General features: G+C 24.1%; 27 protein-coding genes and 1 pseudogene. 20 read left to right on the forward strand and 8 right to left on the reverse strand.

Features of this window, described 5'->3' with window-relative positions:
* Positions 1 to 179 precede the first annotated feature (179 nt).
* Entirely contained in the window at positions 180 to 344 is a 165-nt protein-coding gene (locus tag ACZ91P_RS09795; protein ID WP_465155550.1) for a hypothetical protein, read from the reverse strand.
* Between the two features lie 70 nt (positions 345 to 414).
* Between ACZ91P_RS09795 and rsmD the strand changes: the two genes are divergently transcribed.
* The 3 genes from rsmD to ACZ91P_RS09810 are packed head-to-tail and all read left to right on the forward strand — an operon-like array spanning position 415 to position 1,865.
* Positions 415 to 1,008 (forward strand): 16S rRNA (guanine(966)-N(2))-methyltransferase RsmD, encoded by a 594-nt coding sequence (gene rsmD / locus ACZ91P_RS09800; protein ID WP_465158975.1) that lies wholly within the window; start codon positions 415 to 417, stop codon positions 1,006 to 1,008.
* A gap of 1 nt (position 1,009) precedes the next feature.
* A complete protein-coding gene (gmk, locus tag ACZ91P_RS09805; protein WP_465155552.1) occupies positions 1,010 to 1,585 on the forward strand; it encodes a guanylate kinase in 576 nt (191 codons plus the stop codon).
* The gene (locus ACZ91P_RS09810) at positions 1,569 to 1,865 is read left to right on the forward strand and encodes a transcription antitermination factor NusB (RefSeq protein ID WP_465155554.1); all 297 of its coding nucleotides are present in this window, start codon (positions 1,569 to 1,571) and stop codon (positions 1,863 to 1,865) included. Before gmk ends, ACZ91P_RS09810 begins: the two co-directional genes overlap by 17 nt.
* A 106-nt stretch (positions 1,866 to 1,971) precedes the next feature.
* Here ACZ91P_RS09810 and ACZ91P_RS09815 read toward each other — a convergent pair.
* Together ACZ91P_RS09815 and ACZ91P_RS09820 are read right to left on the reverse strand one after the other, a co-directional pair.
* Positions 1,972 to 2,373: pseudogene (locus ACZ91P_RS09815) on the reverse strand (IS30 family transposase); the annotation flags it as partial.
* Between the two features lie 121 nt (positions 2,374 to 2,494).
* Positions 2,495 to 2,788 (reverse strand): UPF0236 family transposase-like protein, encoded by a 294-nt coding sequence (locus ACZ91P_RS09820; RefSeq protein ID WP_465158976.1) that lies wholly within the window; start codon positions 2,786 to 2,788, stop codon positions 2,495 to 2,497.
* Between the two features lie 368 nt (positions 2,789 to 3,156).
* On the opposite strand from ACZ91P_RS09820, the gene ACZ91P_RS09825 reads away from it, so the two are divergent.
* From ACZ91P_RS09825 to ACZ91P_RS09865, 9 genes are all read left to right on the forward strand, one after another.
* Positions 3,157 to 3,405, forward strand: a complete 249-nt coding sequence (locus ACZ91P_RS09825) for a hypothetical protein (protein WP_465155556.1) — start codon at positions 3,157 to 3,159, stop codon at positions 3,403 to 3,405.
* Positions 3,383 to 3,556: a hypothetical protein gene (locus tag ACZ91P_RS09830; protein ID WP_465155558.1), complete on the forward strand. Its 174-nt coding sequence runs from the start codon at positions 3,383 to 3,385 to the stop codon at positions 3,554 to 3,556. The genes ACZ91P_RS09825 and ACZ91P_RS09830 overlap by 23 nt, the downstream gene beginning before the upstream one ends.
* A gap of 111 nt (positions 3,557 to 3,667) precedes the next feature.
* Positions 3,668 to 4,024: a hypothetical protein gene (locus tag ACZ91P_RS09835; RefSeq protein WP_465155560.1), complete on the forward strand. Its 357-nt coding sequence runs from the start codon at positions 3,668 to 3,670 to the stop codon at positions 4,022 to 4,024.
* A 125-nt stretch (positions 4,025 to 4,149) separates the two neighbouring features.
* Positions 4,150 to 4,308 (forward strand): hypothetical protein, encoded by a 159-nt coding sequence (locus ACZ91P_RS09840; protein WP_465155562.1) that lies wholly within the window; start codon positions 4,150 to 4,152, stop codon positions 4,306 to 4,308.
* Positions 4,309 to 4,317: 9 nt separating this feature from the next.
* The gene (locus ACZ91P_RS09845) at positions 4,318 to 5,010 is read left to right on the forward strand and encodes a PBSX family phage terminase large subunit (RefSeq protein WP_465155564.1); all 693 of its coding nucleotides are present in this window, start codon (positions 4,318 to 4,320) and stop codon (positions 5,008 to 5,010) included.
* Positions 5,011 to 5,280: 270 nt separating this feature from the next.
* On the forward strand, positions 5,281 to 5,406 hold the full coding sequence (locus ACZ91P_RS09850; protein WP_465155566.1) for a hypothetical protein: 126 nt from the start codon (positions 5,281 to 5,283) through the stop codon (positions 5,404 to 5,406).
* A gap of 119 nt (positions 5,407 to 5,525) precedes the next feature.
* Entirely contained in the window at positions 5,526 to 6,674 is a 1,149-nt protein-coding gene (locus ACZ91P_RS09855) for a hypothetical protein (RefSeq protein ID WP_465155569.1), read from the forward strand.
* Between the two features lie 102 nt (positions 6,675 to 6,776).
* Entirely contained in the window at positions 6,777 to 7,709 is a 933-nt protein-coding gene (locus ACZ91P_RS09860) for a hypothetical protein (protein WP_465155571.1), read from the forward strand.
* A gap of 454 nt (positions 7,710 to 8,163) precedes the next feature.
* Positions 8,164 to 9,624 (forward strand): hypothetical protein, encoded by a 1,461-nt coding sequence (locus ACZ91P_RS09865; RefSeq protein WP_465155573.1) that lies wholly within the window; start codon positions 8,164 to 8,166, stop codon positions 9,622 to 9,624.
* Positions 9,625 to 9,656: 32 nt separating this feature from the next.
* Here the strand turns inward: ACZ91P_RS09865 and ACZ91P_RS09870 are convergent, their stop codons facing one another.
* From ACZ91P_RS09870 to ACZ91P_RS09880, 3 genes are all read right to left on the reverse strand, one after another.
* Positions 9,657 to 10,166: a lipoprotein gene (locus ACZ91P_RS09870; protein ID WP_465155575.1), complete on the reverse strand. Its 510-nt coding sequence runs from the start codon at positions 10,164 to 10,166 to the stop codon at positions 9,657 to 9,659.
* A gap of 19 nt (positions 10,167 to 10,185) precedes the next feature.
* Positions 10,186 to 10,326 (reverse strand): hypothetical protein, encoded by a 141-nt coding sequence (locus ACZ91P_RS09875; RefSeq protein ID WP_465155577.1) that lies wholly within the window; start codon positions 10,324 to 10,326, stop codon positions 10,186 to 10,188.
* A 185-nt stretch (positions 10,327 to 10,511) separates the two neighbouring features.
* Positions 10,512 to 10,937 (reverse strand): hypothetical protein, encoded by a 426-nt coding sequence (locus tag ACZ91P_RS09880; protein WP_465155579.1) that lies wholly within the window; start codon positions 10,935 to 10,937, stop codon positions 10,512 to 10,514.
* A gap of 285 nt (positions 10,938 to 11,222) precedes the next feature.
* Here ACZ91P_RS09880 and ACZ91P_RS09885 point away from each other — a divergent pair, with 285 nt between their 5' ends.
* The 4 genes from ACZ91P_RS09885 to ACZ91P_RS09900 are packed head-to-tail and all read left to right on the forward strand — an operon-like array spanning position 11,223 to position 13,974.
* Complete coding sequence (locus ACZ91P_RS09885; protein ID WP_465155581.1) at positions 11,223 to 11,756, forward strand: hypothetical protein; 534 nt, start codon at positions 11,223 to 11,225, stop codon at positions 11,754 to 11,756.
* 17 nt (positions 11,757 to 11,773) lie between these two features.
* The gene (locus ACZ91P_RS09890; RefSeq protein WP_465155583.1) at positions 11,774 to 12,874 is read left to right on the forward strand and encodes a hypothetical protein; all 1,101 of its coding nucleotides are present in this window, start codon (positions 11,774 to 11,776) and stop codon (positions 12,872 to 12,874) included.
* A 6-nt stretch (positions 12,875 to 12,880) separates the two neighbouring features.
* Positions 12,881 to 13,780, forward strand: a complete 900-nt coding sequence (locus tag ACZ91P_RS09895; RefSeq protein ID WP_465155585.1) for a hypothetical protein — start codon at positions 12,881 to 12,883, stop codon at positions 13,778 to 13,780.
* Positions 13,781 to 13,809: 29 nt separating this feature from the next.
* Entirely contained in the window at positions 13,810 to 13,974 is a 165-nt protein-coding gene (locus ACZ91P_RS09900) for a hypothetical protein (RefSeq protein ID WP_465155587.1), read from the forward strand.
* An 8-nt stretch (positions 13,975 to 13,982) separates the two neighbouring features.
* Here the strand turns inward: ACZ91P_RS09900 and ACZ91P_RS09905 are convergent, their stop codons facing one another.
* Together ACZ91P_RS09905 and ACZ91P_RS09910 are read right to left on the reverse strand one after the other, a co-directional pair.
* Complete coding sequence (locus ACZ91P_RS09905) at positions 13,983 to 14,501, reverse strand: DDE-type integrase/transposase/recombinase (RefSeq protein WP_465155589.1); 519 nt, start codon at positions 14,499 to 14,501, stop codon at positions 13,983 to 13,985.
* A gap of 116 nt (positions 14,502 to 14,617) precedes the next feature.
* Entirely contained in the window at positions 14,618 to 15,067 is a 450-nt protein-coding gene (locus tag ACZ91P_RS09910) for a hypothetical protein (protein ID WP_465155593.1), read from the reverse strand.
* A gap of 219 nt (positions 15,068 to 15,286) precedes the next feature.
* On the opposite strand from ACZ91P_RS09910, the gene ACZ91P_RS09915 reads away from it, so the two are divergent.
* From ACZ91P_RS09915 to ACZ91P_RS09930, 4 genes are all read left to right on the forward strand, one after another.
* On the forward strand, positions 15,287 to 16,210 hold the full coding sequence (locus tag ACZ91P_RS09915; RefSeq protein ID WP_465155595.1) for a ribosome-inactivating family protein: 924 nt from the start codon (positions 15,287 to 15,289) through the stop codon (positions 16,208 to 16,210).
* Positions 16,211 to 16,470: 260 nt separating this feature from the next.
* Entirely contained in the window at positions 16,471 to 16,614 is a 144-nt protein-coding gene (locus ACZ91P_RS09920) for a hypothetical protein (protein ID WP_465155597.1), read from the forward strand.
* An 88-nt stretch (positions 16,615 to 16,702) separates the two neighbouring features.
* Positions 16,703 to 17,566, forward strand: coding sequence for a hypothetical protein (locus ACZ91P_RS09925; RefSeq protein ID WP_465155599.1), 864 nt, complete (start codon positions 16,703 to 16,705; stop codon positions 17,564 to 17,566).
* Positions 17,567 to 17,586: 20 nt separating this feature from the next.
* Positions 17,587 to 18,027, forward strand: coding sequence for a spiroplasma phage ORF1-like family protein (locus ACZ91P_RS09930; protein WP_465155601.1), 441 nt, complete (start codon positions 17,587 to 17,589; stop codon positions 18,025 to 18,027).
* Positions 18,028 to 18,035: the final 8 nt, after the last annotated feature.

Raw genomic sequence — 18,035 nt, forward strand, 5'->3', positions numbered from 1 at the left:
ATGTTGAAAAACAATTGCTTCAAGACCATGGGCAGTAATTGTTACTTGTTGTTGTTTTAAATAATCATAACCTTCCTCCTGTTTCGTCATCTGTCTCTTCAATTCGAATATAATACATTTTAAGATTATGTCCAATTTGAGGAGCGGCTAAACCAACAGCTGGTCTAATTGTATGACCACTATTTTTGCGGATCTTGGGAATATCTTACAAAATCAATTAATTTTTGCATTACAAGTTCATTTTCAGGTGCTAATGGTAAAGAGACATCAATTGATGATTGTCGAATTGACGGTGTATCATCAAATACTAGTCAGTCTTTAGTTGGTATTTCATTTTGCAACACTAAAAATCACCTCTTAAAAAATTATAACATATTCAGCAATTATTAAAGAAAATTCTAAAGTTTTAGTATAATAAAAAAAAGAAAGAGAAGGGTTAAGAAGATGCGCGTAATTAGTGGAAAATATAAGGGTTATCAAATTAAAACATTAGATGGAATGAATACCCGGCCAATGACGGCACGTGTTAAAGAAGATACATTTAATATTTTAGATAATTATTTTATTTATGAAAATAAAATTGGATTAGATATTTTTTCTGGAAGTGGTCAATTAGGAATTGAAGGGTTATCACGGGGGTTACAACAATGTTATTTTAATGATTCGCACCAAGGTGCCTCCAAAATTATTGAAACTAATTTAAATAACTTAAAAATAAATAATGCAAAGGTATTAAATTATGATTATAAAGTTTTATTAAATTGAATGATACAACAGAAAGTATTAATTGATATTTTATTTTTAGACCCACCTTTTAAGCAAATTGAGTATTATTATGATATTATTACTATAATATTGAATAACAATATTATCAATAACTATGGAATAATAGTTTGTGAATCAAATCAAATGTTGTCATTTGATCAATTTAATTTAGTTATGTTACGTTGTAAAACATATAAAAAAAAGTATTTGTATATATTAAGATTAGAAAAAGGAGAACGTTAATGTGCAGAAAGAGGGTTTTTTAATTATTTTTTCTGGCCCATCAGGAGTCGGAAAAGGGACAATATGCCAAGAACTTTTTAAATATGAGGAGTTGAATTTGGCTTATTCAGTTTCAATGACAACAAGAACAAAAAGGCAGGATGAAGTTGAAGGGGTAAATTATTTTTTTGTTGATCGACCAACATTTGAAGCTGCAATTAAAAATGATGAATTATTAGAATATGCTGAATTTGTCGGTAATTATTATGGTACGCCAAAATCATATTGTATTGAACAAATTAATAATGGAAAAAATGTTTTATTAGAAATTGAAGTACAAGGTGCAACACAAGTTTTACAGAAAGTAACTGATGCAGTTTCAATTTTTTTAATTCCACCAAGTTTAGAGGAATTAAAAAAACGAATTCGAGGCCGAAAAAGTGAATCCGAAGAAGTATTACAAGCACGATTAGCAAAAGCAGCTGATGAACTTCCATTGCAAAGTAATTATAATTATGTTGTGGTAAATAACACTGTAGAACAAGCAGTTGCAGAAATTAAAACAATTTTAGAACAAGAAATTGCTAATCGTTCGTAAGTTTAAAGGATTAAGAAATGCAAGAGCAAGAGAAATAGCATGAAATATCTTATGAAAAATTTTTGCAAAAAATAAGTTTAGTAATCATTTATTATCAAATATTGTAAATCAAAATGATGATTTTACTGACCAAGATAAAACTTTAATTTATCGAATTGTTTATGGTACTTTAAAAAATAAATTGTATTTAGAATATATTGCTAATCAATTTATTAAATCTGTAAATTGTACTATGAAGTGTAGCACTCTACTTAATTTTATTATAACACCAATAAAATAAATGTTCAATATAATTTATTTTAAAAAAATTTAGTAGTTTTGTTTTAAATTTATGAATTTTGGCACACTGAAAAATAAAATGATTAAAATTTTTATAGGTAATTATATTAAAAATTAAACATTTGTATAAAAACTTCTTTTGAAGATAGTCAATGTAAAGATTTTTTAAGTTTAGAGTTTATTATATTAGCAACTTCTTGATAATAATTTCTTGAATAAATACTTAAATCAATTCCTTTGGAAAATCAATGTCTAAAATCGCGGATTGCTCTTTCAACTTTGGGTTTTTGTGTTGGAGTTCCAGCATCACAAAAATATACTTTAGCATTTGTTATTTTTTCAATTTTTTCTCAATCAGCAAATTCTTTGCCTTGATCTGTTATTATTCCTTTGCATCTATCTTTAAAAAATCTGTTAGAAAAAATTCGTTTTAATGCGTTTGTAACTTCTTTTGTTGTTTTTTCTTTTAATGGTTCAATGATTTTAAATTGCGTTAATTCTTCGATTATAAAGTATGAGGTACCTTTATTTTTTTATCAGTTTTATTAATATAATATTCTTTATCAATTTTTGCATTTTTCATAATATTTGAAATTGTTTTTATACAAATTTTTACATGTTCCATAGTATCTAAAATATCTTGATATGTTTTTTATTGCCAATAAATGATAATATTTTTTCTTTAACAGAATTATCTATTCTTTGTCATTTTTTAATTCCTAAAAGTTTATCCAAAGGAAAAATATATTCTTCTTTACCTGTTTCTTGATTAATTTTATAATATTTTCTTCTTTTAAAAGTTATTTTCCCATTTAAAATAGTTAATTTTCTTGGTTTTATTTCTTTTACTTTATAATTTTTAAATTCTTTTAAAGTTTCATCAATTTTATAATTTTTAAAAATTCATTCATCACAATCTTCTAAACTTTATTGAATAATTTCAATACTTTGTATATTTAATAAATTAATAAAATTCTTTTAAAAATTGTTATCAACATTTATCATTTTTATACCCTCTTTTCTATAGTTTAGGACTTTAGCACAAAAATAATGAAAATGCAAAAAAAGATATTATTTTTTATTTATTGTGTTATAATTAAAATGTTAATTATTAGCAAATTAATTTAACTGAAAAAAGTAAAATAATTTACTTTTTTTATTTTGATGTAAAATATAGGTAATAAAAAAAGAACCAAGTTGGTTCTTTTGTTATATTTTCAGGATTAATTACTCTTTTATTTAATCATATTGTTTAAATAATAGCAATTTTAATATGCAAAAAGGAGTAAAAAATGAAAGAATTTAATCCAAAAAAAGCAAGTTTAAGCACATTTAAGCGTAAAATAGAAGAATTTTGAACCGATAAAAAACCTAATCAATTATATTCTGTTAGTCATTTAACCAATAAACTCAATCTTTCTAAGCATTGAAGACAAGAAAATTACCGGAGCGAAAACATAATTCCATTAATTGAAAAAAAATATTCAAAAAATAGAAATGGAAATAATAGAGTTTATGATGAAATCACCTGATGGTGCTAAATTATATTGACAACGAGCGTTTAATTATAAGTATTCAATCCAAGAAAAAGAACTTGAACAAGAATTAAACTTAAATAATCAACAACCAATAATTGTTAATTTACAAACGGATATTAGAGATATTAAAAAAGAAAGTGATAATAATTCTTAATCATTTTACTTATTTGTTAGAAATTCCTTATTGGTTATTACAAAATAGTAGTATTGGTAATAAATATCCATTTGCTAAAAATATGAGTTAGTTAATGAAATTAATCAAATTGTGACACGATATAGTGGTAAGACTATTTCAAATATAAAAATGTTTGGTGAATTATTAAAAATTAGTTTATTAATTAAAGAACCAATTTGTATTATTGCTAGTATGTATTGGAGTAAAGATTTAAAAGATAGTGTATTTCAAAATATATGAAATATGTTAGATCAAAATAATATACCTTATACTATTAATTTATCAAATTTTACTTTTACTTTATCAAATGGTAGCAAAATATATTGTAAAGGTTTACATTCACCAAGTCAGAAAGAAAAATTAAAAGCTTTTGCTGATTTGAATAAATATAAATTAGTTATTTTGATTGAAGAGAAGAATGTGATCAATTTCAACAAAAAGATTTAAGTGATTTAGAATTTTCTATTCGTGGTTATCAAAATAAAATAACAATTAATACCTGTAATCCTGAAAGCTTAAAAAAATATATTGTTGGTTATTGTAATGAATTATTACCTTTTAATGAAGAAATAATGCGTAGTAAATATGAACAAATTAAATATATTGAAAAATGAAATATGAAGATTATTATTCATTATTCTAGTTGAAGACTTAATTATGAATTACCACAAGATAAAATTAATAAGCAATTAAGGTTAGAGCAATTAGATGTTAAAAGATCAAGAGTATAAAGTTGAGGTTTGCCTGGTAATACTAGTGGTTCAATCTTTGCGCGATATATTGATATTATGCATGCAACAGATATTATTCAACCAACTAAATTATTAGGTGGTGTTGATTTAGCAAACTCTACTAGTCCCAAAGGACATACAACAGCAGCGAGTTTTTGAATATATAATTCATTTAATAAAAAAGCATATAAAGTAGCAGAATATACACACTCAAATGCTACACAACAATTTAAAGGACCATTAGAACAAGTAAAAGATATTTTAGAGTTTTATAATAATCAATTAAACCAATATTTTAATTTAATTCAGCAAGGTATATCAATTAATGTTGATGACAGTGCTTATGCAACATTAGAAAGTTTAAATAGAAAAAAATATAATTATTTTTTTGGTCAATATATGCATTTAAAACCAGCACAAAAGCAGAAGTTTAAAATAAAACATCGTGTAGAAGAATTTACAATGTTAATAAATACTAATCAATTAAAATGATTATGAGAAAAATGTCCTGTAAGTAAAACTCAATATAAATTAATTCAATGAGAAGATAAACCAGATTCCAGAGAAGAACGAATGTTTGACTTATACGATGATACATTTGATAGTGATTTTTATGCTTTACATTTTGAATTAATACCAATGGTTAAATATAATAGTTCAGCAGATTATAAATTATGACAACAAAGGGAGTGAATAACTTAATGAAAAAAGATATATATGTAATACATGATGAGCGTGTAATAAATGCAAAAAGACCATATATGTTTGTTTGTGGACAAGTTAAAAAAAGACTTTGTTAAGAATTAAAAAAAGATAATATCGCAATATGTAAATTAAATTTATATAACGAATATATTAAAAAATATCAAAAAGTTAAAGTATGTGTACAAGTTTTAGTAAATGAACCTAGTTTATTAACAGTAAATATAATTAATTATGCACTTATCTTAAATTTAAAGGAGCAAAATAACTATGAATAATACTTTCCCTAGTTTACCAAACTTAAATGATATTAATAGTGTTTTAAAATTTTATAATTATGATTGAACTATTAATTTAGCCAATATTATTGCTCGTCATCAAATGCGATTAATATAAATGGTAAAGATATTTTATTTAAGTCGCATTGTAAAGATATTTTAGAAAAATTAAATTGATAATATGAAACTTATAAAATAAAAGAAAAATTAGATAAAAATGAATTAACAGCAAGTTTAATGGGTAAAACTATCTTTAGTTTATTAGAAACTAGTGATGGAAATATTTATTTATGAATTAACCCCTTTAACTTTACATCACGCGTAAGTAAAATAAACGAAATTGAACAAGGTGCTGATATTTGATTAAATTATTATCAATCAGATAGTGGTTTTATTTTAAATTTAATTTGTACCAAAGATAAAATAGTTATTAAAGGTTGACCTAAAAATAATGAAGTAGTTGTTGGACAAAGTAAAACACAAATTAAAGATGATGTTAGACCTGTTTTAGTACAAGAATTTAAAAACAAATTAGGTATAGTGCCCTTTTGAGAAATGATAAATGAACCTAATCCTTTATTTTTATCAACATCAACCACTTTAAATCCATGACCTACAATGGCAAATTGTTATAAATTACAATTTGATTTAGAAGATAGTTTTAATATTAAATCAAAAGAAAGATGAGCAAATCGTACGCATTGATATGGGGTATTAGATGATGATTTAATGACTGCTTATAACAAAGGCAATAAAAAAGTATTACAAGATGCTTTTGATGATATTTTTATTCAATCAGGTAAATCAGCCGTAGATGGTCAATTATCCCAATCTTTACAAGTAGTACAAGGGGCACCAATCTTAGAAACATATACACAAGACCCAAAAGCAATTATTGAACAAGTATATATAGCATGTAATTTTTCTAGTCCTTTTGGTGATGCCTCAGATAGTGAAGAAAATAAAACCCAATCATTAATAAAAAAAACAAAAGATTTAGAAAAACAAGCATATTTACAAGCATATTGTAAACAATATTATACTAAAATGTTTGATACAGTTTTAAAATATTATGGTTTATGAAATGGAAATGGTGAACGCCCTTATGGATTTGATTTTGTTAGTGCTAGTTTAGTAGATCAAATTCGACAAAATGAATTAATTACTGCTAGATTAGATAATGGTACAATGGAACCAATAAGAGCAATTACTGAATATGATAATATTGATGAATTAGAAGCAACCAAATATTTTGAAAAAGTAGAAGCATGACAAGATAAAATGCAAGCCAAAGAAATAGAACATAATAATAAATTACTAGAATATGATAAAACTGGTAATAATCAAAATGCCTTACAAGGTAGAACAGAAATTAAGGAGAATTAACAAATGCAAAAAATTAGTCCAGCAGCTATGTAATGATTAAGAACAGGAGCAGGTGCTACTGCAATAGATATAAGAGAAAGTATAAAAGAACATAGACACTGAATGGTATTTCCTTTTAATGTTTATAGTTCATATATTCTTGATACTGAGACAGGTTGAAAACCTAATAATGCTAAACCAAGTGATTATGGTAGTTATTCAAGAATATTTGATAATATGGAAAGTACTATTGCACAATGACAAGGCAGTTTAAAAATAGTTCAAAAATATAAAGGTGAAGAAATTAATATTTTAATGATTGATGATTTTAAAAATCAACCTATTAATTCCAGTATATTAGCCAATAATGAAACACCTTTTGCTATAAAATTAAAAGATGAAAATAATAATGTTTATTGAAAATTAATTGATGGTAAAAACATTTATGATATTAATAAAATGCTAAAATACTTAAATCAATATAAATTAAGTTATTTTATTAATAATGATAATAAATCTGATAACTTTTATACAAAAGAGGTTAAAGTTGGTAAATATTGAGATGCTTATATGGTTGATGATGTAAGTTTTATTAAATTTGGTGATGCTAAATTTGAACAAGTATTTACACAGCAATCAACTGAAAGACAATATACTTTATTAATTTTAGATGAAGATATTACTAAATTAAATATTAATGATTATTATAATTTTTATACTGTATTTAATGACCGTGGTTTAAATATTGGTGGTGGTGATATTAATTCTGCACCCCAAGATAGACAATGATTATATCCATCAAATGTTATTAATTATTATTCCGTAGAAGATGATGATTTCTTATGACAAGAAATTACTTTTTCAAGTATTAATGACAAAATTAGTAATAGTGGTTTATCAGTACGACAATTTATTCAAACAAGTGCCCCAGGTGAAGGTTATTGTTTTCCTAAAATAACTTATGATACTGGATATAAAGATTGAAAAGAACATATTCAATCAATGTCTGATTTTTGAATTGAAAAAAATAATGAGGGTATGATAATAACAGATTAAGCAAGTTCAACAGCAACCAATCCGACTGTTGGAACAACTATTAAGGAAGAAGACAAAAATTCTAAGCCTTATTGGTCTAAAAATTGAATGATTACTCCACCAGATAAAGTAAAAGTAAATAGTGGAACTATTAATAATATTATTAGTACCTAAGCCTCATCATATTTTAGAAGAAAAGATGAATTCAGTAATACAGTTGGAAATGTTCAAATTGAATATAATAAAATGGGTAAATGTAATGTTTGAGATATTTTAAATATGATTAATTTTATTAATCGCCAAATTACAGTATTACCTTTAAACTATACGCAAAAATTAGTATTTAATCCTTTTACGACCTGCTATTGGAAAGTTTTTAAACTTTGTTTCGTTTGGTATTCCTTGGGACTGAATTGGTAATTTAACAATTACCCAAGATGATAAATGACCTAATTTCCCATGACTTAATGGCTTTATGAGTGCTAATGTTTATAGTTTTTATAATGATGCCTTTTGAGGTGATAAGTCTGCTGGTAAAGGTTATTTACCATTTGAAATATTTAGAGAACAAGGAAATGATAAAATTCGTGCTATGATTGGTGCTAATGCTACTAGTTTTAGTTTTACTACTTTATTAACTGATAAAATACAAGGCAATGTTTTTGAAAAAGATGGTAAACCAACAGAACGAATAACTTATTCAACTTATAATTTAAAACAATTAAACCCTAAAACTAATCGTATTTATTTAATTAATGAATTAGTAAGAGCAGTAGATGCTCAAACATCAGTTAGTGATAGTGAAAAAGATAATGATTGCGAATTCTTACAAACACCTGATGGTACAAATTGTAATTATATAATTGATATGTTTTCAATACAAGCATTATATAAAGGTAATTTTGAAATTATCTTTTATGCAGATAACCCATATACTAATAATGAAGAAGATTATTTACGCTTATCAGTATGGAGTTTTCGTGGTAAAACAAAAAGCGTATTAAATAATTATTTACGTGATATGACAACTAATTATAAAACTAGTTTCTTATTACCACACGACTATGAAATACCAACATTTAATTACCCTGAATATGTTCTTCCACCAGTTCCATATAACTATCAACCTTATACCAAAGATATTTGAGATGCAAATGCAATTCAACCATTATTAACTAAAATTACAGCACCAGCACAATGTAAGAAAAAAGAAAAAGATAGATGAGATGTTAATTTATTTGATGATACAGCCAAATATAATGGTTATTATGAAATAGAAATTGATTTAAAACAAATTGACCCAACAATTCAAAGTATTAGTAAATTCCAAGATGCTTATAAAACAATTGAAATAAGTAATCTTAATAATTTACAAGTTTCATGTTCTGAACCCAAGATACAATGATTTATTCCTAATAAAAATGTTAATATAAATGGAGGAATTAATAATTGTAGTAATAATATATGTTCATTAACAGATTTTTCTGTACCAAGGTTGGAGGGTCTGCCACAAGTTGATAATGTTAATTTTGAAAATACAATAACTTTATATACTAAAAATATAAAAGTAAATGATATTCAAACATTTTCTACTGCATATACTAATGGATTGCCACCCAATAGTTATACAAATCGATATGTTGATGATAAAAAAAGAATAACTATGTTATTTTCATTGCAAATAACTGCTTGGTCTAATAATATTAATAATAAAATTAAAGAAACATATTTACAGGCATATTATACTAATGATGTAAAATTAAAAATTAGATTTTCAAAAACATTACTACCTAAATTATTATTTGGTCTTCTTGAAACAACATTTAATTCTTTTGGTAATATTCAAGATATAAAATTAAATGTTTCTAACTGAGATACATTAGGAATTAAAAACAATAGTAATAATCCTATTAAAATTACATTTAAACCAAAATAAAAAGAGAAATTAAATCTCTTTTTATTTTATTCTTAATTAACTTTTATATTACCATTTTCATCAATACCTAAATTAGGTAATTTTTGTTCTTCACCATTCCAGCGATAAACTGAATTAAAGTTTTTATTTTCTTTTATTCAACCTTGAAATGTTGATCAGTCATTATCTTTATTAATCCCAATGGTATAATAATTAGATGCTAATCAATATGAAATATTTATTTTAGGATTTGATGTTTTCATAATATATCCAGGTTTAATTTCTTTATTTTGAAATTTAAAAATTTCTCAATTATCATTTTTATTAATACGGCATATAACAAAATATCATTTATTATCAACTTTATTAAATGGTTTTTCTTGTGGTGCCATTCATTCTAAATTATTTTTAATAGTTTCATCTTTTGTATCTATTTTATTCTTTTCTTTAAGTTCTTTTAATTCTTCTGGTGTATATTCATGTGTTTTATTACAAGCAACTAAACTTGTTGTACTTGTTCCTACTAATGAAATTGCACCAATAATACTTAATAATATTTTCATTTTTTTAAATTCTTTCTATTTAAATTAATTGTGCAGCAGGCAATTTAAAATTAGGTATTTCTAAATCAAAAACAGGACAGAAAAATAAATAATAAAATTTTCCACTAATAGAAAAATTATTAATTATTTTTTCAGATGATAAATCAACAGGAAAGTTCATATTTTTTATTTTTACCATTTCGTATTTTAAAAGATATTTACTGTTATTATTAAAATTAGGATTTAATCTATCATATTCTTCATAAATTTTTGGTAATAATGCTGTAATTAATTCTTCTTCTGTAACATTTTTAACATCTTTAGCAATTATTTTTTCTGGTGTATTAATTTTTTCTACTTTAAAATTTAATGAAACCCATCAGAACTGGCATTAGGACTAGGACTACTTACAAAAAGTTCATTATTGCTAGTATTTGTTTCAACTTTAAAATGAATTGTTTTTTGGCCACTAAAATTGGCTATACTAATTACTGCACTATTTTCAGTAATATTTGTAACATTGATGTTTTTTGTATCTAACTGTGGATTTAATTCTATTATTGCTTCTTTAATTTGTTGTTCTGTTGGCTTGTTTAATCCATTATTAGTTTTAAATATATGTTTATCTTGATTATTTTGTGTATCTCTTTTTTTAGTTATATTTAAACCTGTTCAATTTAATTCAGATAAATCTTTAATAATTTTTTTTTGATAACTACTAGTGGCAATGACATTAGGTATTGATGTTCCTACAATTGTTAAAGTACTTAATAAACTTAGTAATTTTTTCATACTTGTTTTTCTCCTTTTCTTTATCTTGAAACTTTTTATCAAGATTTACCTGCATTATATATATATATATATATATATACAAGCAAAATTAGCGCTTATTTTAATAAATTTATCTTTTAAAATACTCTTAATTACGCGTTTTAAGGGCTAAATTAGCAGTAAAATATATTAAGTTATATTTTCTTCTTTTCTTTTCTTCTCTATATTAATAGTTGTATTACTAAAATAATAGTGTAAAATAATGTTAACTGTTTATCCTTTTAACAAAAAAGTAATTTACGGTTTATGCTTTCCGCCTTAAAAAGACTTATGCTGACTTGTTATTCGAACAAGAATAAAAAAAGAGAGGTTTATAAAATGGCACTTACAAAAGAACAATTAATCGAACAAGGTTTAAGTAAAGAAATTGCAGATAATATTTTAAATGAATTTTATAATGAAACAAAACAAATTATTGAAGGTATACAAAAACGAAAAGATACTATTTCAAAAGAAGATTATTTAAAAGTTGCTAATGAATTAGATGAATTAAAAGCATTTAAAGATATTCCATCTACTAAAATTGAAGATATTAAAACTAATTTAGAAAAAGTTAGTGGTAGTTCTTTATCTGAAAAAATGCAAACTTTAAAAGAATTAAAACCTGATTTGTTTGTACAAGAACAACCAGCAATTTCACCAACTAATTTTATTAAAGATATGATTGAAAAATCAACTGAAAATAAGAATGATGAAATTGAAACTATTAAAGAAAAAGGAGCATATACTACTGATGAAATTAAAAAAATAACTGATTATACACTTAAAAACCTTAGATAATAAGGGAGTGAAATATTATGGCAACAATTAATTTGCCACAAGTACCTTTTACATTACAAGGTAATACAACAGGTCAAAAAGCCTATGTTGATATGGTTAATGCATTATTGCGTGGACCTTTATATAATGAATATGCAAGTATTATTCAGTATGCAACAGCAACCGCAGAACAAGTTGCTTGGTTACCTAATGCAGGACAAGCACTATATAATTTAACTCATCGTATTGTATGACAAAATGATTATACTTTACCAAATGGTGGGACAACTCAAACAATGGGATTAACAAGAATTCCAGTTCCGATTGATAAAAGATTTAATTTAAAATTAATGAATGAGGCTTTTGACTTAGCATTAATAGAACAAAATATTAAAAATGGTGTTATTGCTGATGCTATTTCTAGTCTTGTACAGAATAAATTTGTTAATTTAGAATGTGAATTAATTCAGGCTATTTATGATTATTGTTTAGCAGATGGTCAATATGAAGTAATTCCATTTCGTAGTTATACAGCTGAAAATGCTGATGATGCAAATAAAGCATTCTTTACATTAAATGAAACTTTGATTGAATTAACAAATCAAATTAGTAATTTATATTTTGGTTTGCCAACCGATAAAATGTTTATGGTTTTAGGACGAAGAGCCTATTTAGGATTAACACCTGCCTATTTAAAAGTAATTGGTTCACAAGTACAATTAAAATCGATGATTAATGGTGAATTATATGAAAATACAGCAATGGGTATTCCAGTATCAAAAAGCTTTCATTTAGAAAAAACATATACAAAAGGACAAGTTAACCGAGATAAAGGTTATAATTTTACCAATGTAAATGGTTTAATTATTAATAAACAAGTATGAGCATATCCAATTAATATGGATACTATTCAACAAGTTTTAGATAATAATACTGCTAACCCTAAATGAATTGGTAAAGTACAATATGCAACACCAACAATTTTATATCCAAAAACATGTAAAATTATTTTGGAAAAACAACCAAGCCAAGATGAAATTACTGCCGCTAAAAGTAATCTAAATAAAACTTTTAGAGTTCCAGTTTATTATCTAATTTCAGCATCAAAACCAGAATCAAAACCAAATAATCAAGGTTAATATAAAATGAATTTACTAATATTACGCGTTTTAACTTTATTAGTATCTAATTTAGAAAATAAACCTTTAATAAGTAAATTTGTAAATTTAATTAATAGAGTTAATCAAGTTAAAAATAAAATATTAAAGCCAATTAATTATATTAGTGATAAATATAATAAAATTACAAATAAAGTTGAAGATATTTATCAGTGATTAAATCCATTTACTTATTTAGATTTAATTAAAAAAGGTCATAAAAAAGAAATACAACAAATATTAAGTCAATTAGAAAAAGATAATAATATTAAAAATAGAGAACAATTTAAAAATGAAAATTATTTAAATACTAATTGACAACTTTTAAATAGTAGTTGACTTGATAGTGGTATGTTTAATATAACTAATAAATTAACTTTAACAGGTAATTTAACTATTTTAATATATACAAAAACAGCAAAAAATCCGAAATTTTATGGTCCATATGTTTATCCTAGTGTTCCGGTTGAAATTTGAAAATTATTAAGTAATGCTGTATCTAATGCAGGATCTTTATTTTGACCTTATTGATTAAGAAAATGATTACCTAGTCATTTAAGAAATTATATTAAAAAGCGATTACCACAAGCATTAAAAGAAAAATATCCCAAAGGAACTACTAAATTAACATTACCAACAGTTCAAAAATTAAATCAAATTAAAAAGTTTATTAATAATTTAAAGATTGGACATTTTAATTTTAATTTTGCTGGTGAAATTAATAATAAAAAATGGTATCGTGAACGCCGAAGTGATGTTAAAAATATTAAGAATTTATATAAAACACCAGTTAAAAATATGTTTTACAAAACTAATCAAACTATTAAAACAATTAAGAAAACAAAAACAAGAGTTAATAGTTATAAGCCAAGTAATTTAAAAAAATAAATATCGTAATCAATCAAGAGGTGTTTTATATGGAAAATGTAGTATACTACACACATTTTGGAGATTGCAAGAAAACAAGAAAAAATAATAAAATATATAATTTAAAATATAAAAACATCATTAAAAATGATACATATTTAAATAAAAATTCTAAAATTGACACACTAAAAAATAGTTTAAATAAAACTTTATAAATTTAAAATTATTTAGTTAAATTATTTAAAAATTCAAATGGTGTCTGAAAATTCAAAGATTTATGCACTTTTTCAAAATTATAAAAGTAATAATAATCATTTAGTTTATTTTGTAAACCAGCTGCATCCAATATTTTTTTATCAAATACAAATAACTTAGTATAATTTTGATGAAATCTTTCAATTTTACCGTTTGACTGCGGAGAACGAACGGGTGTTGTTTGATGTAAAATATTTTTATCTGTTAAAAATTGAGTAAAATTATTTTCTTTAACAGTACTTTTTTGATTATTCCGATGACTATTAATAAATTCAGAACCGTTATCAGTTCTAATTCGTGTTATTTTAATACCAAATATTTTTTTAAAATCACGGATTGCTCTTTTAACAGCATCAATAGCATTCTCAGTGCATAATTTATCATAAATATAACCGAATACTCCTCTGATTCTTTCATCAATAAAATCATAAACATAATACTTTTTATCAACTGGAAATTTACTTGGCATAAAATATTTAGCATCCATTTGTAATAATCCTAATTCTTTAACTTCATATCTTGGGTGTTGTCTTTTAATTTCTTTAATTTTATTTTTTATTTTTAATCAACGTTTATCTTTTTTAAGTCAACGAAAAAATGTTTTTAAATTTTTGGTGCTTTACTTTTTAATTCTTCGCCGTGAATTCCTTTTTTTAAATTATAAAACAAAGATAAAACACCGCCACCGTGTTTATTACAATACTCAAAATATAAATCACATATATTTTTTCGAGTATCTTCACCATATTGATAATTAATATTATTAGGAACTGTTGATTTTAATAATAAATCTTCAAAATTATTATTTGCATATGCAAGTAAAATTTTATTTGCTCAATAATAAAAAGTTGAAAATTTATTTTTAAAATATTTTTTAATTAAATCTTTTAATAACAACTTAGTTTCAAGAAAAAACTCCTTACATAAATTAATATATGCAAATATTTTCTTTTTTATTCTTTTATAATATTTATTTTGACAATTTTTACTTAAAAAATCTTGCAATTTTGCTTGTAAATCACTTAAATTAGAATCATTAATAATATATTTCATTAATTCACCTCATTTTTTTAAAAAAATAATATAGTATAGTTATATCATTTAAAATAATTTTTATAAAACTTCAAACTTTTTTAAACAATCATAATCATAAGTAAGTATCGTTTCTAAAATATATTTAAAAATGCTTGTATATATATATATATATATATATATATAATGTCAATAGATCTTGATAAAAAGTTTCAAGATAAAAAAGGGAAAATACAAATAATGAAAAAACTTTTAAATTTATTAAGTATATTAACAATTAATGGAACTGTAATACAAACAACAATTGCTACAAGTACAGCTACAAGTACATATGAAAAGCAAGAAAATAATTTAGAAAATTTAATCAGAAATAAAATAGAAAACAATAATTTATTTAATGTTAATTTAGAAGATATAAGAATTAACATAAATAATCCTAATTCTTTTAAAAATTGACATAATAAAGTTTTTCGTGCTTTAATACAAGCTGACATACTACGTGTTATATTTAATATAGAGAATGATCAGCCTAGTACAAGTACTGTTATAAATGATAATAGTGAGATTGTTGTCTTAAATAGATTTAAAGTTGAAGATAATACTACACCCAAAATGGGAGATAGATTTAAAGGTTCAGTAAGAGGTAAACCAACATATAAGTTTGTAGGCACACCCTACAACGGTTTTACTGTTCCTGTTATTATTGAGGAAAATTCACAATCTCAAAGAATTGATTTAGTTTTTAGAACTAGGGATCTTTATTTGGAGGGGTTTACTGTAAAAAATAAATATTATTATTTTTCAGAAGCTGATATAAGACATATAGATTCTATAGATAATATTAATATTAGTAGTTCCACTCCTTTGAAATTTAAAGCTGATTATAGAGATCTTTTCGTTGATGGAAACGGAAATGGAATTAATTTAAATATTAATTGAAGCACAATTGTTAATTCCTTTAAAACATTATCTAACTACCAAGGAGAAATTAATAGAGATATTAGAAATTCTTTAGGGATAATTGTTGTAGTTGTTGCAGAGAATTGACGATTTAGAAAAATAAATAATGAAATTAACAATAAAGTTATTGAAAATAAACAATCTATTGTTTTTGGGAAAGGTGAGCAAACAGAAGAAAATCTTTATAAAATTGCAATGGACTAAAATCAACAAGGTAGCAGTATTTTGAGATTAGCTTGAGAACGTTGAAATTATGGTATTCAAAGCCACCCGTACAGTAATTATTTTGACGAAAATCATCAGCCAATAGGAGTTATTAATAGAAATAATAGAAACACATGAAGAAATTGATTTTATGAACAAGTACTATCTTATACACCAATAAATGTATTTTCAGATGAAATTTATAATTCCCATACTTTAAGAATTTTATTTTTAATAGCTGTTAATTATATAACTACCTCATGCCATCATGGATCAAACCAAAAAGAGATATAAATGATAATTTAAATCAAAAATTTTGTGATTTAGAATCAGATATTGCAAAAATTAAGGGAGATATAATTTCAGTCCAAATTTTAGATAAAAATACTAAGGCTGTAAGATAGAGAGGTTAGAGATGCTTATATCAGAACCACTGAGGACTTGTATTTAATCCATAATAAAAATGGGAATGTTTTAAAATTAGAAAAATTAATGGATTGTGATTATAGATTAATGAGTAATATTACATTTCCATTACAAAATTATTGTTCAAATGAAAATATTAGAAGTATAAGAGAATCAAGTGGGGTCACACAAAGTGGTAAAGTATATTGGGTTGGTTATAATCTTTTAGATAGAGATGCTTATTTGCTACCAAGTATTCCAGACAATGTTACTTCAATGGCTTTATTACATAAGGATAGTGCTGGTGAATTAAAAACAAACGCAGCTTATTTTGGAACAACAAATGGTGTTTATTATAGAAAAGGCAATGGTAGTGATGAAGTAAAAAAAGTATCTGGCCTAAATGAACCAATTCAATCAATCACTGTTGATAATGATGGTTCTGCCTGAGTTCTTACCGAAATTTTTAAAAATAAAAAACTAAGAGATAGTGGTTTTAATGATAATGGTAGTTTAACTTGTTTACCAATTAGTGATGAAAATCCATATTATGATTCTAAAAATGATTTTTTTAAAATAATTTGAAATTATGGTCATAATGGACTCGTAGTTAAATTATCATTAAATACTTCTCGCGTTATTGAAAAAATTTTCTTTGAAAGAAGTACGTCTGATTTTAAATCATATTTATTTAAATTAATTTCAAAATTACCAATAAGATTTTCAGCCGAAAATATGGAGACGGGGTATATAAATTATATTGTAGATATTATTTACTCAGGATTTTTTGAATTTCATAACGAGGTGATTAACCTAGTTAAAAGTGGTAATCCTGACAATAAATCAATTTTTGTTGTAACACGAAATACTTATGGTTGATCAAATTTAAGTTCTGATGAAAGACAAAAAGCCATTTACGCAGATACAACAGACTCTTATCATTTTGGTTAATATTTTATAGAATTAAAAATATGAAAAAAATATTAAGTCTTTTAGGAACAATCATTTTAACTGGAACAAGCACAACATCATTAATTAGTTGTGAAAAACCAAATAATAGTGAAAACGGGGAGGGCAATAAACCAGAACCATCATATAATCCACAACAACCACCAAAAAATAGTAATTGAAAATTAGTTAATGATTATAATTCATTTGTTTTTAATAAAGAAAATAAATTTTATTTTTTTGTTTTTCAACCTTTCAATGGTAAACAATGAAAAATATTAAAATTTAAACATGATAGAGATTTTGCTAAAGAAATAGATGGTATTCCTTTTATTCCTAGTGATATAAAAGTTTATGCTGAAGCAAGTAAATTAAAAGGTCTTTATTGTTGAGATGGTAATGGTGAACCACAAATACCAGCAATTAATAAAACCATTGGTGAAATTACAGATTGAAAAGGTTAAAAAGGAAC

This window comes from Spiroplasma endosymbiont of Halictus nicosiae, assembly GCF_978018445.1.